10 protein-coding genes and 1 pseudogene are annotated in these 18,387 nt (G+C 33.0%); 6 read left to right on the forward strand and 5 right to left on the reverse strand.

Annotated elements, in window-relative coordinates; genetic code table 11:
* Nucleotides 1-296, forward strand: a pseudogene (locus H601_RS16665) (hypothetical protein); the annotation flags it as partial.
* A 118-nt stretch (nt 297-414) separates the two neighbouring features.
* Here the strand turns inward: H601_RS16665 and H601_RS15650 are convergent.
* The 5 genes from H601_RS15650 to H601_RS0111640 form a co-directional block, all read right to left on the reverse strand.
* Nucleotides 415-3,219, reverse strand: a complete 2,805-nt coding sequence (locus tag H601_RS15650; protein ID WP_051220737.1) for an AsmA family protein — start codon at nt 3,217-3,219, stop codon at nt 415-417.
* Nucleotides 3,220-3,325: 106 nt separating this feature from the next.
* Nucleotides 3,326-6,217: an alpha-amylase family glycosyl hydrolase gene (locus H601_RS0111625; protein ID WP_026711682.1), complete on the reverse strand. Its 2,892-nt coding sequence runs from the start codon at nt 6,215-6,217 to the stop codon at nt 3,326-3,328.
* Between the two features lie 81 nt (nt 6,218-6,298).
* Nucleotides 6,299-7,396 carry a SusE domain-containing protein gene (locus tag H601_RS15655; protein WP_051220738.1) on the reverse strand — a complete coding sequence of 366 codons (1,098 nt, stop codon included), beginning with the start codon at nt 7,394-7,396 and terminating at the stop codon, nt 6,299-6,301.
* A 31-nt stretch (nt 7,397-7,427) separates the two neighbouring features.
* Complete coding sequence (locus H601_RS0111635; RefSeq protein ID WP_026711683.1) at nt 7,428-9,011, reverse strand: RagB/SusD family nutrient uptake outer membrane protein; 1,584 nt, start codon at nt 9,009-9,011, stop codon at nt 7,428-7,430.
* Nucleotides 9,012-9,021: 10 nt separating this feature from the next.
* The gene (locus H601_RS0111640; protein ID WP_026711684.1) at nt 9,022-12,000 is read right to left on the reverse strand and encodes a SusC/RagA family TonB-linked outer membrane protein; all 2,979 of its coding nucleotides are present in this window, start codon (nt 11,998-12,000) and stop codon (nt 9,022-9,024) included.
* A 225-nt stretch (nt 12,001-12,225) separates the two neighbouring features.
* On the opposite strand from H601_RS0111640, the gene H601_RS0111645 reads away from it, so the two are divergent.
* From H601_RS0111645 to H601_RS0111665, 5 genes are all read left to right on the forward strand, one after another.
* Nucleotides 12,226-13,251, forward strand: a complete 1,026-nt coding sequence (locus H601_RS0111645) for a LacI family DNA-binding transcriptional regulator (RefSeq protein WP_026711685.1) — start codon at nt 12,226-12,228, stop codon at nt 13,249-13,251.
* Between the two features lie 199 nt (nt 13,252-13,450).
* Nucleotides 13,451-14,797, forward strand: coding sequence for an MFS transporter (locus H601_RS0111650; protein ID WP_026711686.1), 1,347 nt, complete (start codon nt 13,451-13,453; stop codon nt 14,795-14,797).
* The gene (gene pgmB, locus H601_RS0111655) at nt 14,797-15,453 is read left to right on the forward strand and encodes a beta-phosphoglucomutase (protein ID WP_026711687.1); all 657 of its coding nucleotides are present in this window, start codon (nt 14,797-14,799) and stop codon (nt 15,451-15,453) included. Before H601_RS0111650 ends, pgmB begins: the two co-directional genes overlap by 1 nt.
* Nucleotides 15,454-15,546: 93 nt before the next feature.
* Nucleotides 15,547-17,850 (forward strand): glycoside hydrolase family 65 protein, encoded by a 2,304-nt coding sequence (locus tag H601_RS0111660; protein ID WP_026711688.1) that lies wholly within the window; start codon nt 15,547-15,549, stop codon nt 17,848-17,850.
* An 81-nt stretch (nt 17,851-17,931) separates the two neighbouring features.
* The gene (locus tag H601_RS0111665) at nt 17,932-18,336 is read left to right on the forward strand and encodes a GxxExxY protein (RefSeq protein WP_026711689.1); all 405 of its coding nucleotides are present in this window, start codon (nt 17,932-17,934) and stop codon (nt 18,334-18,336) included.
* Nucleotides 18,337-18,387: the final 51 nt, after the last annotated feature.

The following is an 18,387-nucleotide window of genomic DNA, read 5'->3' on the forward strand; positions in this document are numbered from 1 at the left end:
CAGCAGTCAGTTGCAAAGAAAAACCTTTTTTAAACTTATACAATAGAACCTTTGAAAAGCATGGAGTAAAGATGAAAAGCTACGTTGCTGTTCAAAAAAAATTATTGATAATTATTTACTCTCTTTGGAAAAACAATCAAGAATATAATCCTCAAATTTATAATATTCAAGAAAAGGAACAAGAACTTTCTTCTGTGCTTACCTTTGAAAAAAACATAAAAAATAGCCCCAAACAAGTTGAGGCTATACAAGGTAAACATCCAGTGAAAGATCACAGTGTGCTTCCTCTATGCTAATACAAATTTAATAAAAAAAAGATCTAATAAAATTTGGTTTTGAAGATAGTACCTCCCGAAGCATCGGGACTGGAGGTACCACTTAAACCCGAATAGTTTTATTCGGTTTTTTTGTTTGCTAATTTTTGATACTATCTTTTGGTGTAACAACAGGTAATTCAGTTGTAGGAATTACTTCTTGAGTTTTGGGTAAGTTTTCCATACCTTCAACATACTCAGTTTCTTCTAAATCTTCCGATTTTTTTCCTAATCCAATAATAGGGTTGTCTTGTGTTCCTGTAACTTTAATTGGAATACCAATTATTCCCAGCGGAGGAAGTCCGATTCGCATTTTCAGATTTAGTTCTCCATCAAAACTGGTTTCGCCTTCAATTCTGGGTCTAAAACCTGATACTTTAAATTTAAACCGTTCAATTTTTATGATATTATTTTTTACAGTAGTTTTAATGTCAATTTTGGAAATATCCGGGTCTTTAAGTGCTTCAGTCTCCGTTTTTTGACTTACCGTATTGAATAACTTAAACCCTTTCATTTTCACATTTTTCACTGAAAGCGTTCCGCCGCCAAAAAGAGATGGAAATACAGGAGTCATATTACCATCCAACTTTCCGGCAATTTTGTAGTCTAACGAAACGATTCCTTCAGCATATTCAGCTGCAGAAGCCATTTCTTTGAAAAGTGGAATTTCATTGTATGCCCTTTTAATATCAAAATCAGTGGCTTTAATTTTGTAATCAAAATTAGCTCTTGTTGGTGTTTCATGAAAGTAAACAGCATCCATCGCTACTCGTGTACCAATTAATGAAAATAGAGTGTTTTGTAAAGCTAATTTACCTTGGTTAACTTTTACATTTCCTGTAAGATTTTCAATATTTAAATCATCAAAATTGATTTTTTTGGCATTTGCATTCAATTTAAAATCAAATTGAGAAGGTATTACAACTACCCCAAACTCAGAAACAGATTGCTCTTCATTATCCTTTTCAGCAGAAATAGTTAAAAATTCATTGACTTGAATAAAATCAGATTCTACTTTAAAACTTCCTTTCAAAACTTGATTTTCAGATAAAGCAAAATTGATAACATTTTCCATGTAGCCATTCATCTTGAAATCAGATTTTCCGTAAGTGGCCATAAAATTTGTAAAATTCATTTTATCTTGATAAAAAGAGAAATCTCCTTCTTCAATCACAAAAGGCAATGGAAGAAATTCAGAATTGATTTTTATCTTTTTCAACACTAAAGAACCGCTATTTTGAAGATTGGAATATCGACCATTTGTGGCGTCACTTTGTTTGCCTTTTAAAGCCAAATCCATTTTTGCATAACCGGTTACATTTAATCCTTTTTGAGAAAAAACTTTATAAATTCTTTCAATGTCCAACTCACCATTTGCTTTAATATCATAATTTATATCTTCAAAATTATTAAATGAAGCGATTAAAGAAAATGGTTTGTTTTCAAATGAAAAAGAAGCCGGATCAAGCTGAATGTACAAATCTTTCATTTGCCCGGTTTGATTGGTTGCCTTAGCCTTACAATTGATACTTGTTATCGGATTAGGATAATAGGTTGAATGAATAAAACCATTTTTAAGTTCTAAATCTCCTTTTGTGACCGGGAATTGATTTTTTTCTTTTATGTATTTTCCTTTTGAAACTATATCAGCCGAAAATATACCTTTGAGTGTCATATTTTCAATACCAATGGCTTGATCTAATTTGGCCAAATCTAATCTTGAACGAACTCTAGCATCGATTTCCGGATTAGTCATCCCCTTCCATTTAACATTTCCATTAAAAAAATCTTTTCCCACATCAAAATAAATGGAATCAATTTTCAATTCTAATTGTTCAGTATCTAAAGAAGGTAATTTTGTATCGAAATTCAGAAATATATTATCGGCTGCAATAGGTGATTTATTGTACGCAATATATCCCTCCCGAATTTTCATATTAAAGTGAATATTCGGTTTACGATTTTCTTCTGCAATATATTTCCCTTTCAGCGTAAAAAGTAAATCGGTTTTTCCTTTTACAGAAGTCTTGCTCAACCATGTTACGAATTGTGGAGGCAACGCTGTAAAAAAGTCATTTAACTGACTGTTTTCTGATTTAACTGTAAAATCTAAATTGTACCCATTTTTTAAGAAATCGAATTTCCCTTTAAAGTCAACCGGCAATTTATTAATTTTTAAATTGTTTTCTTGAAACAGTAACGAAAGAGAATTGGTATTGATTTTGGTCACCAATTCGGCATTAACCGTTTTGTTTTTTAGGTAATCTTCATTGTCGAATGTAAAATCAAATCCTTGAATTTGAGCTTTCGTTTTTAAATCAAAAATGGAAGCATGTAAATCACCTTTGCCTAAATAATTGAGTTCTTTAGCTTTGATAAGGATATTGGTTGACTTATCGTCGTATAACAACCTAACTTTTTTAATGTCTATTCGTTCTAATTGAATTGAAGCTGATGAAGTATCACTTGCTGTTTCGTTACTTTCAGATATATAAACATTATAATTGGGTTGTCCTTTTTTATTTACTTTAACATTGATTAAACCTTCAGAGAGATAAATTTTATCAATTTTTATTTTATCACCAAAAAAAATAGATTTCACATTAATTCCAAATGCAATTTCCTTTGTCGCAACCAAAGTGTCTTTTTCAAAAGGTTGTGAGCCCTTTAATAAAAAATCGTCAAGGGTTAAGGTCAAAGAAGGAAAATGCGTAAAAAATGAAAGATTTGTTTCTTTGAAACTTAATTCTCCATTTAATTTTTCATTTGCATACGCTTTTACTTTATTAGTGATGGCATCGGGAAATATGACAGGTAAAATAAACATCAAAAAGAGTACACCAATAAAGGTGATCCCAACTATTTTTAGAATTTTTACTACTGTTTTTTGTATTGGTTTTTTCATACTACGAAAGTAAGTCATTGAAAATTAAAACACAAAAATTATCAACAACAAAAAAACCCAGCTAAATAGCTGGGCTTAATGGCAATTAATTATAACTAACTTTGAATTATTTCTTAATTAATTTCATTGTGTTCTCTCTACCTTGATTGTCAATTGCTTTCACAAAATAAATTCCGGAAGTTAAATCTTCAATTGAAAAAGTATGATTTTCATCAAAACTTGCCTCAAATTTTCTAACTAACTGACCCGTTATGGTGTAAAGTTCAACTTTTGAAGTAGGAACAGAAATAGAAAACACATCAGTTGTTGGGTTTGGAACGATAGAAAACTCATTTGCAAACACAATATTATCAGTAGATAAAGTTGGTAAACGGTTTCCATATACTTTAAATTCACCCGGAGCTAAACTAATGGTTGCTGTTGTATTAGTAATATTCACTTGAGCATCTGTCATCAAATCATACCAAATTCCGGTGTAAGGAAAGGATGGATTGATGTTTTGAGTATCAACAGAAAAATTAGCTAAGACTACTACATTTTTCAATTGAGTAGTTGGCAATGCATTATCAAATATATATATCCTTTGTCTTAAATTATTAATATCTGAGCTAATCGTGTAATCTCCATTAAATACTGGCTCGGATTTTTTCAAGTTAATGAATTTAGAGAATGCATTGTAAACAGAATTTCTTAGAGGATCACCTAACCAATTATTTACCCATTGAGGTTGTGGTTTTGTTGATAATTTACAATCTCCCGGAGTTGCATCGTAATCGGTATTAACAGTACCATTAGAACAAGTAAAAATAGAGTCACCCATTCCTAATGAAGCAAAATGCCAAATCATTTTTGGCCCCGGAATTAAAATACTGGTAGCACCAATAGCCTTCATTCTATTGATAGCATTATTTAGATTTCCACTTACTGGTGCTGATCCACTACCAACACCAAAAGTAATTCCTTCATAAATAATTCTATCTTTATCATGACTTTCAGGATAACCCATTACCCTTTTACCTTGAAATAAATTTCTACTTTTATGACCAATTGAAGAAATATCTGAATTGGATGAATAGCCTCCCATTAATTGTTTATATGGCCCCCATACTTCTGCCCACATCATAACTCCTTTACCTTCATTAAAGCGATGGTTAGCCCACTCTTTTTCTTCATTTTCGCTTCCAAGGTGTTCAAATATTACATAATGATTCGGATCTAAAGACCACGAATAATCCGCATATTCTTTTAAAACATCTACTCTGTCTTGCTGGTAAGCATTTGTACAAGAATCATTCCCACCTGAACAGTTTTGTGTAAATCCTTTGGTTAAATCCCAACGGAATCCATCTATTTTGTATTCTTCAATCCATTGTTTAATCACTCTTTTTGTATAATACTTAGTTAAAGCTGATTGATGATTAAAATCTTCTCCTACGCTATAACTATGTCTTGCAGTAGTATTAAAAAAGGGATTATCTGTAGCTGGAGCTCCCCAACCATCTCCATCTGGATCACTCATCCACATTCTTACACCAGGATTTCTTCCAAATGCATGATTTAGAGCGACATCTAAAATTACGGCAATACCATTTTGATGACACAAATCGATAAATTCTTTAAACTTATTACTTGTACCATAAAATTTGTCTAAAGCCATGTGGAATGATGTATTATAACCCCAACTTTCGTTTCCTTCAAACTCCATTACAGGCATTAATTGTATGGCATTTACTTTTAAATTTTTAAAATAATCAATACGATTAATTAAATCTTGGTAATTTCTATTGGCGTCAAAATCTCTAATCAAAACTTCATACACTACTAATTTTTCTTTGTTCGGTTTAACAAAATTTAAAGTAGCATCACTCCAATTATAGGGTGTTTGAGCAGTCTGAAGAACAGTAACTTCTCTTTGTTGTCCTTGAGGATATGCAGGTAAATTTGGATAAGTAGCCGAAGGAATCCAAGGATCATCAAATGGTGACAATACTAATGTTGAATACATATCAGCTGTTTTAACTAAAACAGGTGAGTTAGCCACAGGAGTTTGATCAACCACCCAATATTGATAAGTATAAATCTGTCCTGGAGTGAGACCTGTTAATTCCAACCAAAATATATTTGTAGAAGGATCTCTTTTCATGGCATAATTCCCATTAGGCTGCCAATTGTTAAAGCTGCCAGCAACATAAACGAAATCTTTACCGGGAGCATTTAACTTTAAGGTAGCTTTTGTTGGGTCAGATGGATTATAATTAATTCCGTCTTCTAAACCAGATGGAATAGCTTGATTAACATTTCCCGGATTTGTTAAAACAGTAAAATTCCTAACAATAGTTGTAGTGCCTTTTACTACTTCTAAATCGTAAAATTGGTTAGAAGTAATATTAGTATGATTGAAGGAATAACTGGAAGTAGAACTGTTTGAATTGATAATATTACCATTTGCTTTCAAAGTATAAGAAGCAGCTCCACTTGTATTTGTAGCCGTAACTTGTAAATTTCCTCCACTATTAATTATAGTTGTACTATTATTAAGAGGAGCTGTTAAATTTACTTGAAAAGTACCAACGTCTATAAAGAAATCTGAACATGCCGTAGGTCTTTTTAACTCTTGATTTCCTGCTGCATTTCTAAACACCATACCCATTTTTGTGGAGCTTGTTATTTGCTCAGGAGTCAAATTGAAGTAAACACTCGGTGTAAGTGTAATACTAAAAGAGCCTCCCGTATTGGTCATTTGACCAACGCCATCATCTTGTCCCCAATTTCCTTTAACAACTGTCCATGGATTAGCATCTGTTCCAATTCCTGCATGCATGTATACTTTTGGTGTATTTGTAGAAATCGTATTACATTGAGGTTGAGACAAATTAACCGTTATCGTAATTTGCTGATTAATCTCAAATGGATACGGAGATACCGTTACATGTGTAAATTGAGCATGAGATGTTAGACCTATTACGAACAGAAATAAAATAACAATTTTTTTTATCATGATTATAATTTTTAATAATCTTAATTTGAAAAAAAACACTTAACCTTTAAGGTTAAGTGTTTTATGAATAAGAGAAAACTACTATTCTTGAACAGGAATAAACATATAGTTTCCTGTTAATGAATAAAAGTAAACATTATAAACCCCTGCAGAAACAGGAATATTTGGTCCGTCTTGAGTACCTGTTCCTGAAAACTCAGTACTTCCACCCCAATTTACAGCCCATCCGTTATTTGCTCTAAATTTAACTTCACCTCCAACTACATTTACATTTCTAGCATACCAAACGTGTGTATTATTACCATTTACTTGAGCTTGAGTCATATCGATTTGATCTGCATCTCCCCAACCACCTATACCTGCTCCAATTATTCCTACAACTGAGTATGAATTAACACTACCGGTATAACTTGAAACTGAAAAAGCTCTTGAATTTGTATTAGCTGTAAAAGTGACTAAACCACCACTAATGTTAATTACATCCGGATCATTTGATTGATGCAATGGATTAGATGTTAATTGTCCATCTTGTGAACCCCATTGTGGTTGCCAAGCTCCCATTTTTTCTAATAATTTTAAAGCGTCACCAGCTAAATAACCAGTATAAGTATATTCGTTTTCATTATCTGGTGATCTAAACATTGCTAAATTATTGTTATCATTATTCCAACCAGCACTTGAAGCAGGGCCAACTAAGAACAAATCTCTAAAAAAGTATGCAAGATAAGGTTGAATTAAATATACTAATTCCTGTGAATATTTTGGCTCACCAGAAATTCCAACATATGCTTTAATTCTAATTTTAACTGCACCAAGTACATCTGGAGCCAAACCAAGCATGTTTGCTTTTTCATTTAATTCGGCAACAGTATAAATTGCATTAGAATTGTTGTATCCTGTACCCAACAACATTGGGGCATCCCATGTATCAGCCTCTTTTACCATCTCAACATCATATAATGTTGGCGTTTGACCAAAAGAAACATTATCCCATGACAAAGTTAATGCTATGTTATCCGGTAAATCTTTATTTAAGATAACTTGACCTCCATTATCTGGAGTAAGGATACTAAAATCTCCTGTTGGAGGAGTTGAAAAAATCAAATCTTGTTCGTCTTCACAAGACCACAACCCTGTAAAAAGTAAAGTTGCTAAAAGTATTTTAAATGTATTTTTCATTTTTTTAAATTTTTAAATTTATTAAATTATATTAATATCCAACGTTTTGAGTTAAACTTGGATTTGCACCCAATGTAGCTGGATGAAATGGGAAAACTTTAAAATGAGTTGGTAAAGAGACACCACTTTGAACGCCACCTTTCCATTGCCAATTATAAGACCCACCGGTAAATTTATTGAAACGGATTAAATCTTGTCTTCTATGTCCTTCCCAATATAATTCTCTTGCTCTTTCATCAAGTATAAAATCTAATGATACATCAGATGCTGTTAATGAATTGTTTGGATTATTAGCTCTTGTTCTCAAAGCATTAACATAACCTAAAGTTGTTGAATTGGCAGAACCGTCTTTTCTAACTTGTGCCTCTGCATACATTAAATAAGCATCTGCTAATCTGAACATTGGGAAATCAGTGTCAGGAAACTCTTGACTTGAACCATTTGAACCCGTAGAAGTTTTATTAGAAAACTTACTGATAATATACCCTTGTCCTCTAGCACCAATATCTTGAATATCAATAGGTCTATCACCAATTATAAGAGTATTTCTGACATCACTATTATACTGACCTCCATTGAATTTTTGAGCAAACTCTTTTCTTACTCGAAGAGCTCCACCCCATCCACCGGCATTCATTCCAAAATCTACTCCATTGGATTCCAAAGAGCCAATTTGCCCATTTAAAATTACAGTAATTGCACTGTAACTTTGCATTCTTACTCCATCAGAAGGAACACTAAAAATCATTTCTGGTGATAATTGATTATCTGCTGTAAAATTGTGTAAATAATTATTTGCCAAAGAATATGATCCTAACATTGGTGTTAAAACATCAATACATTCTTGATTTTTATCTTGTGAAATATAAACTTGAGCATTCAAATAAGCTTTTGCTAAAACCATTCTGGCAAAGCCTTGATCAACTCTACCGTATGGAGCTTGGTTAGGCCCATATAAATTTGGTATTACCTCTAACAGCTCAGATTCAACAAAGTCAAACAATTGCTGTCTATTAGCACCTTGACCAGCATCACCAACTTGATTTTGTTCTGTTAATAGAACTGCTTGTCCAAAAGTATCCATCAAATGATAATAAGCCATTGCACGCAAAGCTCTAGCTTCTTCTCTATACTTTTGAATTTCTTCTCTTTCCTCAGCCGAAACATTTCTTTGATCTAACTTTGAATCTGTTGATTGTCTTAAAAATTCATTACACAAAGCTACTTGAAACATAACTCTACTATAGAAACCTCTAAAAAATGGATTGTTACCATCCCAAATAGCTCTATTTAATTCTCTAGTACCGGTATCACCTTCATAACTCCAAACAGTTTCATCTGTAGTCATGTTTTGTAGATACCACCAAACACGCATGTATTGACTAAATCCAGCGTCAATACCTCCTAAATTTGATGAACCAGGGCCATTCGGACCAGTAATCACCAAATTAGAATAAACACCTGCCATTGCCTTAGTATAGGCTCCAGGCTGACTGTAAAGTGATTCTTCATCATCAAATCTTTCATCTGTTGAACGAACTTCTAAGTCATCAACACACGAAACCAATGAGAAAAAAACAACAAACAGGGTTAATAATTGATTTCTAAGTTTCATAGTTTTTTTATTAAAATTTAATATTACAGCCAAATAAATATTGTCTTTGTCTTGGATAGATTGCTTGATCAATACCTCCAACAATTTCTGGATCTAAACCACCATATTTAGTAATAATAAATGGATTTTGAACTCCTGTAAATACTCTTAATTTAGCTTTTCCTTCCAGCCAATTTTGGAATGTATAACCTAGGTTAACAAAATCCATTCTCAAGAAAGATGCATTTTCAATAAACATATCAGAAACAGCTTGGTTACCTGTATAAGTTAAGAATTGAGTATTGTTTACGTTAGTATGAAGGTTGTTGGGAACACCGTTCATAATTTCAGCATAGAAAGAATTTCTGGCTTCTAAAGCATTATAAACTCTATTTCCAACACTAGCTCTTAAATTAAAAGATAAATCGAAGTTATTATAGTTTAGATTAGAGGTAAAACCAAAAGTAAAATCTGGATCTCCATTTTTGTACAAATAACGATCTGCTTCATTAATAATACCATCACTGTTTAAATCAGCGAATGCTCCTTCAATAGCTCTTCCGCTTTGATCATAAACTTGTTTGAACACATAAAAAGAATTTGGAGTATATCCTTCTCTGTTAATTTGAGAAAAACCAAAACCAACATTACCTGTTAATTGATCTGCACCAGCTGGCATTTCATCAATTCTTCTTTCGAATTTAGAAGCATTGAAATTAACATTCCAATTTAATTTCTCTCTTCTAATTACATCATAGTTAATATTTAATTCAACTCCTTTGATGGTTAAACTTCCAAAATTTTGAGGTCCTTCGTTGGTAAAGTTTGAACCATCAGAAAAAGGTGCAATTTGTAATAAATCATTAGATTTTTTTAAATAGAAATCAACAGAACCTGTAAGTCTATTATTATTAATTCCAAAATCAATTCCAGCATTATATGTTGTAGTTTCTTCCCACTTTATTGCTGGGTTGTACCCTTGAGGTAAAGCCGGCAATATATATTCGTTTCCAAAAATATAGCTTGAATTATCTAAACCAATTAAGTATTGAGGTAAATAAATTAATGATGAATTAGCAAAACCAATCTCTTGTTGTCCAGTTACACCCCAACCTAATCTTAATTTTAAATCTGAAAGTTTAGTGCTTGATTTAAAAAAATCATTTTTAATTTTCCAAGCAAACGATGCTGCAGGAAAATTACCCCATCTGTTTTCATCTGAAAAACGAGAAGTACCATCACGTCTGAATGTTAAAGTTAACAAATATTTATCTAGTAAATTAATGTTCGATCTACCAAAATAACCAATATAAACTTTTGGCTCGTTAAAAAAGCGAGGAGCAACAATATTATTTGGGTTTCTTAAGTTACCCGTTCCAAAACTATTCCCTTCAAATTTTTGATAAGAATAACCCGCAGTTAAATCAAATGTTAATTTGTCATTACTCTTTGAATACACAAAATAAGTATCCAATAACTTGTTAATGCTTTCTCCATCATTATAACTGCTATTTCCAATAAAAGCATTATTGAATCTTGGACTAGTTCTGGCAAACCTGCCTGTTACACTTTCACCGTAACCCCAATCTTTATCATAACCAAAATTGGCAACCCATCTTAACTCCGGTAAAAAATGAAACTTGTAATCAACTTCAACATTTCCGAAGAACTTTTCATTTTTACTTGTGTTGAACGTTTGCAAAAGTTGTGCTACCGGATTAGATACCGAAATAGGTGCAAAATTTTCAATATTCGTTTCATCAGATCCATTTACCATCCATTCATAAAAACCTTCATAAGGAGAATTTGGATTATAAACTGGTCTAGTCGGTGCCATTCTTAAAGCACCACCAACAACAAATGGAGCATTTCTTCTACCTGTGTGAGCATAATTCACATTGATATTGAATTTTAAATGATTGTCAAATAAAGTAGGACTTGTTGACAATGATATTGTATTTCTATTCAATTTATCAGTTAACAACAATCCTTCTTGATACGTATTACCTATTGTTAATCGAGTTGGAATTTTATTGAATAAGTTTCCTCTAACAGATAAATTATTGTCAACAAAATCTGTTCTTCTATAAATTTCTTCTTGCCAATCAGTATTTGCATTCCCAATAAATTGCGAAATTCCATCTTCATCAAATGTAGAACCTGAAAGATAAGCACTTGTCAACTCAGGATAAAGACCCAATTGAAGAACGTTTTTAAACGCTTCTCTGTATTGAGTTGCATTCATTACGTCTACCTTATTGAAATGTTTACCACTTCCGTATTGGAAATTGTATTCAACTTCAAATTTTTTAGAGCCTTTTTTAGTAGCGATTAAAATTACTCCATTAGATGCACGAGTACCGTAAATAGCCGTTGCAGATGCATCTTTCAAAACAGAAAAAGACTCAATATCATTAGGGTTTAATCTATTAAGTACTCCCGTATCTGACATTGGAAGTCCATCAATAACAACTAAAGGGTCGTTGTTTGCATTTAACGAAGATCCTCCTCTAATTCTAATTTGACCTATTGAACCCGGAGCTCCACCACCTGTGTTGATTGTAACACCGGCAATTTTACCATTCAAAAGTTCACTACCGGAAACCACAGCTCCTTTGTTAAAATCTTTAGCAGTAACTGTTGTCACAGAACCGGTTGCATCTTTTTTCTTCACCGTACCATAACCAATTAATACTACTTCCTCTAATTTGGCTGTTTCTTCTTCTAAAGAAACATTCATTGTTTTTTGGTTAGTGTAAGCTACATCTGTGGTTTTGTATCCCACAAAAGAAAACTCTACTACATCACCACTTTTTACATTTGACAGGATAAATTTACCGTCAAAATCTGTTGTAGTACCCTTAGTGGTACCTTTCACAATTACATTTACTCCCGGAAGTGGTTGGCCTGATGTTTGATCAGTAACTACTCCATTTACAGTGCTCTGAGCAAGCATTGCAAAAGGAAGAAAAAGCAATAAAAATAACAACTTTTTAGAAATTGTTTTCATACAGTTTGTTTAAGTTAAAAATGTGTTTTAGTTGCTTGTATTTTACTTCGAATGTTAAATTTAAGCAAAATTTTCATATCCCGAAATAAACATTTCTTAAAACTCACCCGAAAACGTTTTCGTGTTGAAAACTTTTAGGATAATACACATTTTTGAACTAAAAATTCCGATTCTAAAAAATAAAAATTATCTTTATTCAGAAATTATTATTTACCAAAAAACAACATGAAAAGAAAAGTAACCTTAAAGCAAATCGCTAAAGAATTAGACGTCTCCATTTCTACCGTTTCTAAATCGTTAAAAGACAGTCCGGAAATTAGTGAAGATACCCGTTTAAAAGTGCAAGCCTTTGCTAAATTATACAACTATAAACCTAATAATATTGCACTTAGTCTAAAAAATAAAAAAACAAAAACAATCGGAATTATCATTCCAGAAATAGTTCATCATTTTTTTGCAACCGTAATTAGTGGTGTAGAAAATGTTGCCAATGAACATGGCTATAACGTAATAGTTTGTTTATCTGACGAATCGTTTGACAAAGAAGTTATTAATATGGAAATGCTTGCCAATGGCAGTATTGATGGATTTATCATGTCATTATCCAAAGAAACCCAACAAAAGAAAGATTTTCATCATATAACAGAAGTTATCAATCAAGGAATGCCTGTTGTAATGTTTGATCGTGTTACCAATGATATTTTATGTGATAAAGTAATTATAGATGATAATTTGTCCGCCATTCAAGCAGTTCAAACCTTAATTGACAAAGGATTTAAAAAAATTGCACTCATCACAACTGTCGATTATGTTAGCGTTGGAAAATTGAGAACCGAAGGTTATTTGAAGGCTTTAAAATCGAATGACATTAAAATTGATGAAAATTTAATTCTTAAAATCGAAGATATTGAACACTGTGATGAAGCCATTGAAAACCTAATCAATACTCAAAAAATTGATGCTATTTTTGCCGTAAACGAACTTTTTGCCGTTACTGCAATAAAATCAGCCCTAAAAATCGGTTTAAGAATTCCGGAAGATATAGCTGTTATTGGATTTACAGACGGAATTATTTCTAAATATTCATCTCCAAGCATCACAACGGTAAGTCAAAACGGAATAAAAATGGGTGGGAAAGCAGCCAAAATGCTCATCGATAGATTAGAAAGCGAAGAAGAAGATGACGAACATTACAGAACAGAAGTCATCGAAACGCACTTGGTAGAAAGAGAATCTACGCCAACGTTGTAGTTTGTGTAAACCATTGATTTTATTGGTTTTAAAATTTTAAAACCAATAAAAATACTTTCAAAAAAATTTCAAAAAAATAATTTCGCTTTAAAAAAAAACTATATTTGTACTAATTATCAAAGCTTGTATTTTTACTTCGAACCAAAGTTTTGATAAGCCATAAACCGCTTATCGTATTATTAATCAACTAATTACGATAATGGAAAAGCGTAAGTTAAGTTTCTGGGAAATTTGGAACATGAGTTTCGGTTTCTTGGGAATACAAATGGGGTTTGCCCTTCAAAATGCAAATGCCAGTAGAATTCTTCAAAAATTTGGTGCCGATGTTCACGAACTTTCGTGGTTTTGGATTATTGCACCACTCACAGGATTAATTGTTCAACCTATTATTGGTCACTATAGTGATAATACTTGGGGACGATTTGGAAGAAGGAAACCATTCTTTTTATTAGGTGCCGTTCTTGCTTCTGTTGGATTGATACTTATGCCCCAATCTGAAATGTTTATCGCTTTTTTACCCGCTCTTTGGGTTGGAGCCGGAATGTTGATGATTATGGACGTATCTTTCAACATCGCAATGGAACCCTTTCGAGCTTTGGTTGGAGATAATCTTAGAACCGATCAACGTACACTTGGTTTCAGTATTCAAACGGCTCTAATCGGCATGGGTGCTGTGGTTGGGTCTGTTTTACCTTCTTTCTTAAAATGGATGGGCATGACAGGTGAAACCGAGACCGGTATTCCAAACTACTTAATTTGGTCTTTTGTGATTGGTGCCATCATTTTAATTATTACCATTTTAGTTACGGTAGTTACCACAAAGGAATACTCTCCTGATGAATTAGCTCAATTTTCAGATGAAAAAGCTCATCAAGAAGCCTTGGGTGACGAAAAACCAGCTCGATTGTTGGATATTTTTAAAGATTTTGCCAAAATGCCTACTACTATGCGACAATTAAGCATGGTGCAATTCTTTTCATGGTTTGGACTATTCGGAATGTGGGTATTCACCACTCCTGCTATCGCTCAACACATTTACGGCTTAGCATCAGATGATGTAAAAAACCCTCTATTTGATGAAGCCGGAAACTGGGTAGGAACCTTATTTGGTGTGTACAATTTTGTATCCATGATTTTTGCGTTTACACTTCCATACATTGCTAAGCAAGTCGGCAGAAAAAAAACACATGCAATATCTTTAATTATTGGAGGAGTTGGTTTGATTTCGATGTATTTCATGCCGAATAAAGAATCCTTAATTTTTTCTATGATTTGTGTTGGAGTAGCTTGGGCGAGTATTCTTGCAATGCCCTATGCTATACTTGCCGGATCTATTCAACCTAAAAAAATGGGAGTTTACATGGGGATTTTTAATTTCTTTATCGTTATTCCACAGATTATTAATGCCCTCATCGGAGGATTACTTGTTAAATATTTATATAATGATCATGCCATTTTTGCTTTAGTAACCAGCGGTGTTAGTTTTTTAATTGCTGCTGCTTTAGTTTATAAAGTACAAGATGTGGATGATGTAGTACAAAAATAATGAATCAAAAATGTTTCATATTCGACCTCGACGGTGTAATCGTTGACACAGCCAAATATCATTATTTAGCTTGGCAAAAGATTGCAAACCAACTAGGTATCGAATTTACGCCCGAACACAACGAAGAACTCAAAGGTGTAAGCCGTGTTCGATCACTCGACCTAATTTTAGCCTTAGGAAATATGGAAGCTTCGCAAGAAGACAAAAACAAATGGCTCGTTCAAAAAAACGAAGACTATCTTTCCTACTTGGTGGATATGGACGAAAGTGAAATCTTGCCGGGAGTTTTACCGGTTCTCATCTATCTGAAAGAAAACAACCAAAAAATCGTTTTAGGTTCTGCCAGTAAAAACGCAAAACCTATTTTAGAAAAAGCAAAAATTATTGATTATTTTGATGCCATTGTGGATGGAAACGATGTGTCTAATGCTAAACCTGACCCGGAAGTTTTTATTCAAGGAGCCAAAAAAGTAAATTTTTTAAACGAAAAATGTATCGTTTTTGAAGACTCTGTTGCCGGAGTTCAAGCTGCCAATATTGCCGGAATGACTAGTGTGGGAATTGGAGAAGAAACTATTTTGCATGAAGCTCAGTTTGTTTTTCCCGATTTTACACACATTGATTTGAATTTTATACAAAACCTAATAAATAAATAGTAAAATTTTAATGTTTTTGATTTTTAAAAACTTGAAACTTGACTCGAGACGAAGTCGAACAGAGCGTAAGCTAAACTTTTTAAACTAAATTTAATGAACCAAGATTATATCATACCAGATAACTGGTCGATTATTGAAGAAGGATTTGAGCAAGACCTGGTTAAGTCTTCCGAAAGTTTGTTCAGCATTGGAAACGGTGCGATGGGACAACGTGCGAATTTTGAAGAAAAGTATTCCGGAAAAACCTTCCAAGGAAGTTATATTGCCGGAATTTATTATCCCGATAAAACCAAAGTGGGTTGGTGGAAAAACGGTTATCCTGAGTATTTTGCCAAAGTACTAAATGCTCCCAATTGGATTGGCATTAACATCGAAATCAACGGTGAAAATTTGGATTTGACTAATTGTGCAGCAGTGAAAAATTTCCGCAGAGAATTGAATATGAAAGAAGGCTGGTATCATCGTTCTTTCCTGGCAACACTTCAAAATGGGACTGAAATTGAAGTGCAAGTACGTCGTTTTCTTTCATTGGATTTGGATGAAGTGGGTGTAATAAATTATCAAGTTACCCCTTTGAATCAGGATGCCAAAATTGTTTTCAAACCGTATATCGATGCAGGAGTTCATAACGAAGATGCCAACTGGGAAGAAAAATTCTGGGAACCATTACACGTAAAAAATAGTGCAAACGAAGCTTTTGTAACGGCAAGAACGTTCAAAACGAATTTTACGGCAACCACATTCATGCACAATTCTATTTTGATGAATGGGAAAAATGTAAATCCTTCCCCATCGAATGTTGCCTCTTCACATGATAAAATTGAATTTTCATATGAAGTTTCAATTGCCAAAAATCAATCGGCTACTATTCAAAAAATAGGTGGTTACACGGTTTCGATGAACCATGAAAATACTGAAGAAGCGGCTAAAAATGTAGTTTCAAAAGCCGTTTCTATTGGTTATGACCAATTATTAGCCAATCAAATTCAAGCTTGGGCAAAAATTTGGGAAATGAGCGATATTACCATTGATGGCGATGTGAAAGCTCAACAGGGGATTCGTTTCAATATTTTCCAATTAAATCAAACGTATTTAGGAAAAGATTCTCGTTTGAATATTGGTCCGAAAGGATTTACCGGAGAAAAATACGGCGGATCAACGTATTGGGATACCGAAGCGTATTGCATTCCGTTTTATATGGCAACCAAAGACCAGCAAGTTGCCCGAAATTTATTGACTTATCGTTATAATCAATTGGATAAAGCGATTGAAAATGCCGGAAAACTAGGCTTCAAAAATGGTGCAGCTTTGTATCCGATGGTAACCATGAACGGCGAAGAATGTCATAACGAATGGGAAATTACGTTTGAAGAAATTCACCGTAATGGAGCTATTGCTTTTGCCATTTTTAACTATTATCGTTTTACGGGAGATTACAGCTATATTCCTGAAAAAGGTCTGGAAGTTTTAATCGGAATTGCTAGATTTTGGCACCAAAGAGCCACCTACTCTACCTACCGTAATCAGTATGTGATTTTAGGTGTTACGGGTCCAAATGAATATGAAAATAACGTAAACAATAATTTTTATACCAATTATATTGCCAAGTGGTGTATTGATTATACGGTAGAACAAATTCAAAAAATTGAAAAAGAATATTCGTCCGATTATACCCGAATTCTAAACAAAGTAAAACTTTCTACCGCGGAAATCAACCATTGGAAAGAAGTGGCGGATAATATGTATTTCCCCTATTCAGAAGAACATGGCGTTTATTTGCAACAAGATGGATTTTTGGATAAAGAGTTAGTAAAAGTGCATGATTTAGATAAGAGTCAGCGACCGATTAACCAAAAATGGTCGTGGGATCGAATTTTACGTTCCCCTTACATCAAACAAGCTGATACGTTACAAGGATTCTACTTTTTTGAAGATCATTTCAGCAAAGAACAATTGGAGAAACATTTTGACTTTTATGAGCCATTTACGGTTCACGAAAGTTCACTTTCTCCCTGTGTTCACTCCATTCAAGCCGCAGTTTTAGGTAGAATGGAACAAGCGTATACATTCTATTTACGTACTTCCCGCTTGGATTTAGATGATTACAACAAAGAAGTACACGAAGGATTACACATTACTTCGATGGCCGGAACGTGGATGAGTATAGTAGAAGGTTTTGGCGGTATGCGTGTAAAAAATGAAACGCTACACTTTGAACCGAAAATACCGGCTCAATGGAAAGGCTATTCGTTTAAAATTAATTTCAGAAATCAAATCTTGAAAGTTTCTGTTCATGCCAATGAAACCAAATTTTCATTAGAAGGCGAAAAACCGATTACAGTTTTTGTCAACGGAAAAGAGGTTTTAGTGGAACCGGATAGTTTGGTTACTGTTTAGTTTTAACATTAAGAAGTTAAGGTTGTTTCATTAAGAAAATTAAAAAACATGAAGCAACCTTTGCTTTTTTAAATAACAAATATGACAAAAAAAGAAGTCACACAATTAAGCTATGATATAGTTGGTTGTGCAATAACTGTTCACAAAACATTAGGCCCTGGCTTATTAGAATCAGTTTATGAAAAATGCCTTCAAAAAGAATTAGAATATAATGGGTTCCAAGTTGAAACTCAAAAAAAAGTAAAATTAGAATATAGAGATTTATTAATTGAAACTAAATTAAGGCTAGATTTAATAGTAAACAATACTGTAGTAGTAGAAATAAAAACTGTTGAAAATTTACTACCCGTTCATGAAGCTCAATTATTGACTTATATGAGTTTACTGGAAAAACCTCAAGGATTATTAATCAATTTTTACACTGACAACATATCAAAATCAGTAAAACCAATGGTTAATGAATATTTCAAAATGCTTAATCCCTGAATTTTTAATCATACTTATCCTTAATAAACCTTAATGAAAAGACCTTAACTT

The sequence above is a fragment of the Flavobacterium filum DSM 17961 genome, from assembly GCF_000425465.1.
GTDB classification, from domain to species: domain Bacteria; phylum Bacteroidota; class Bacteroidia; order Flavobacteriales; family Flavobacteriaceae; genus Flavobacterium; species Flavobacterium filum.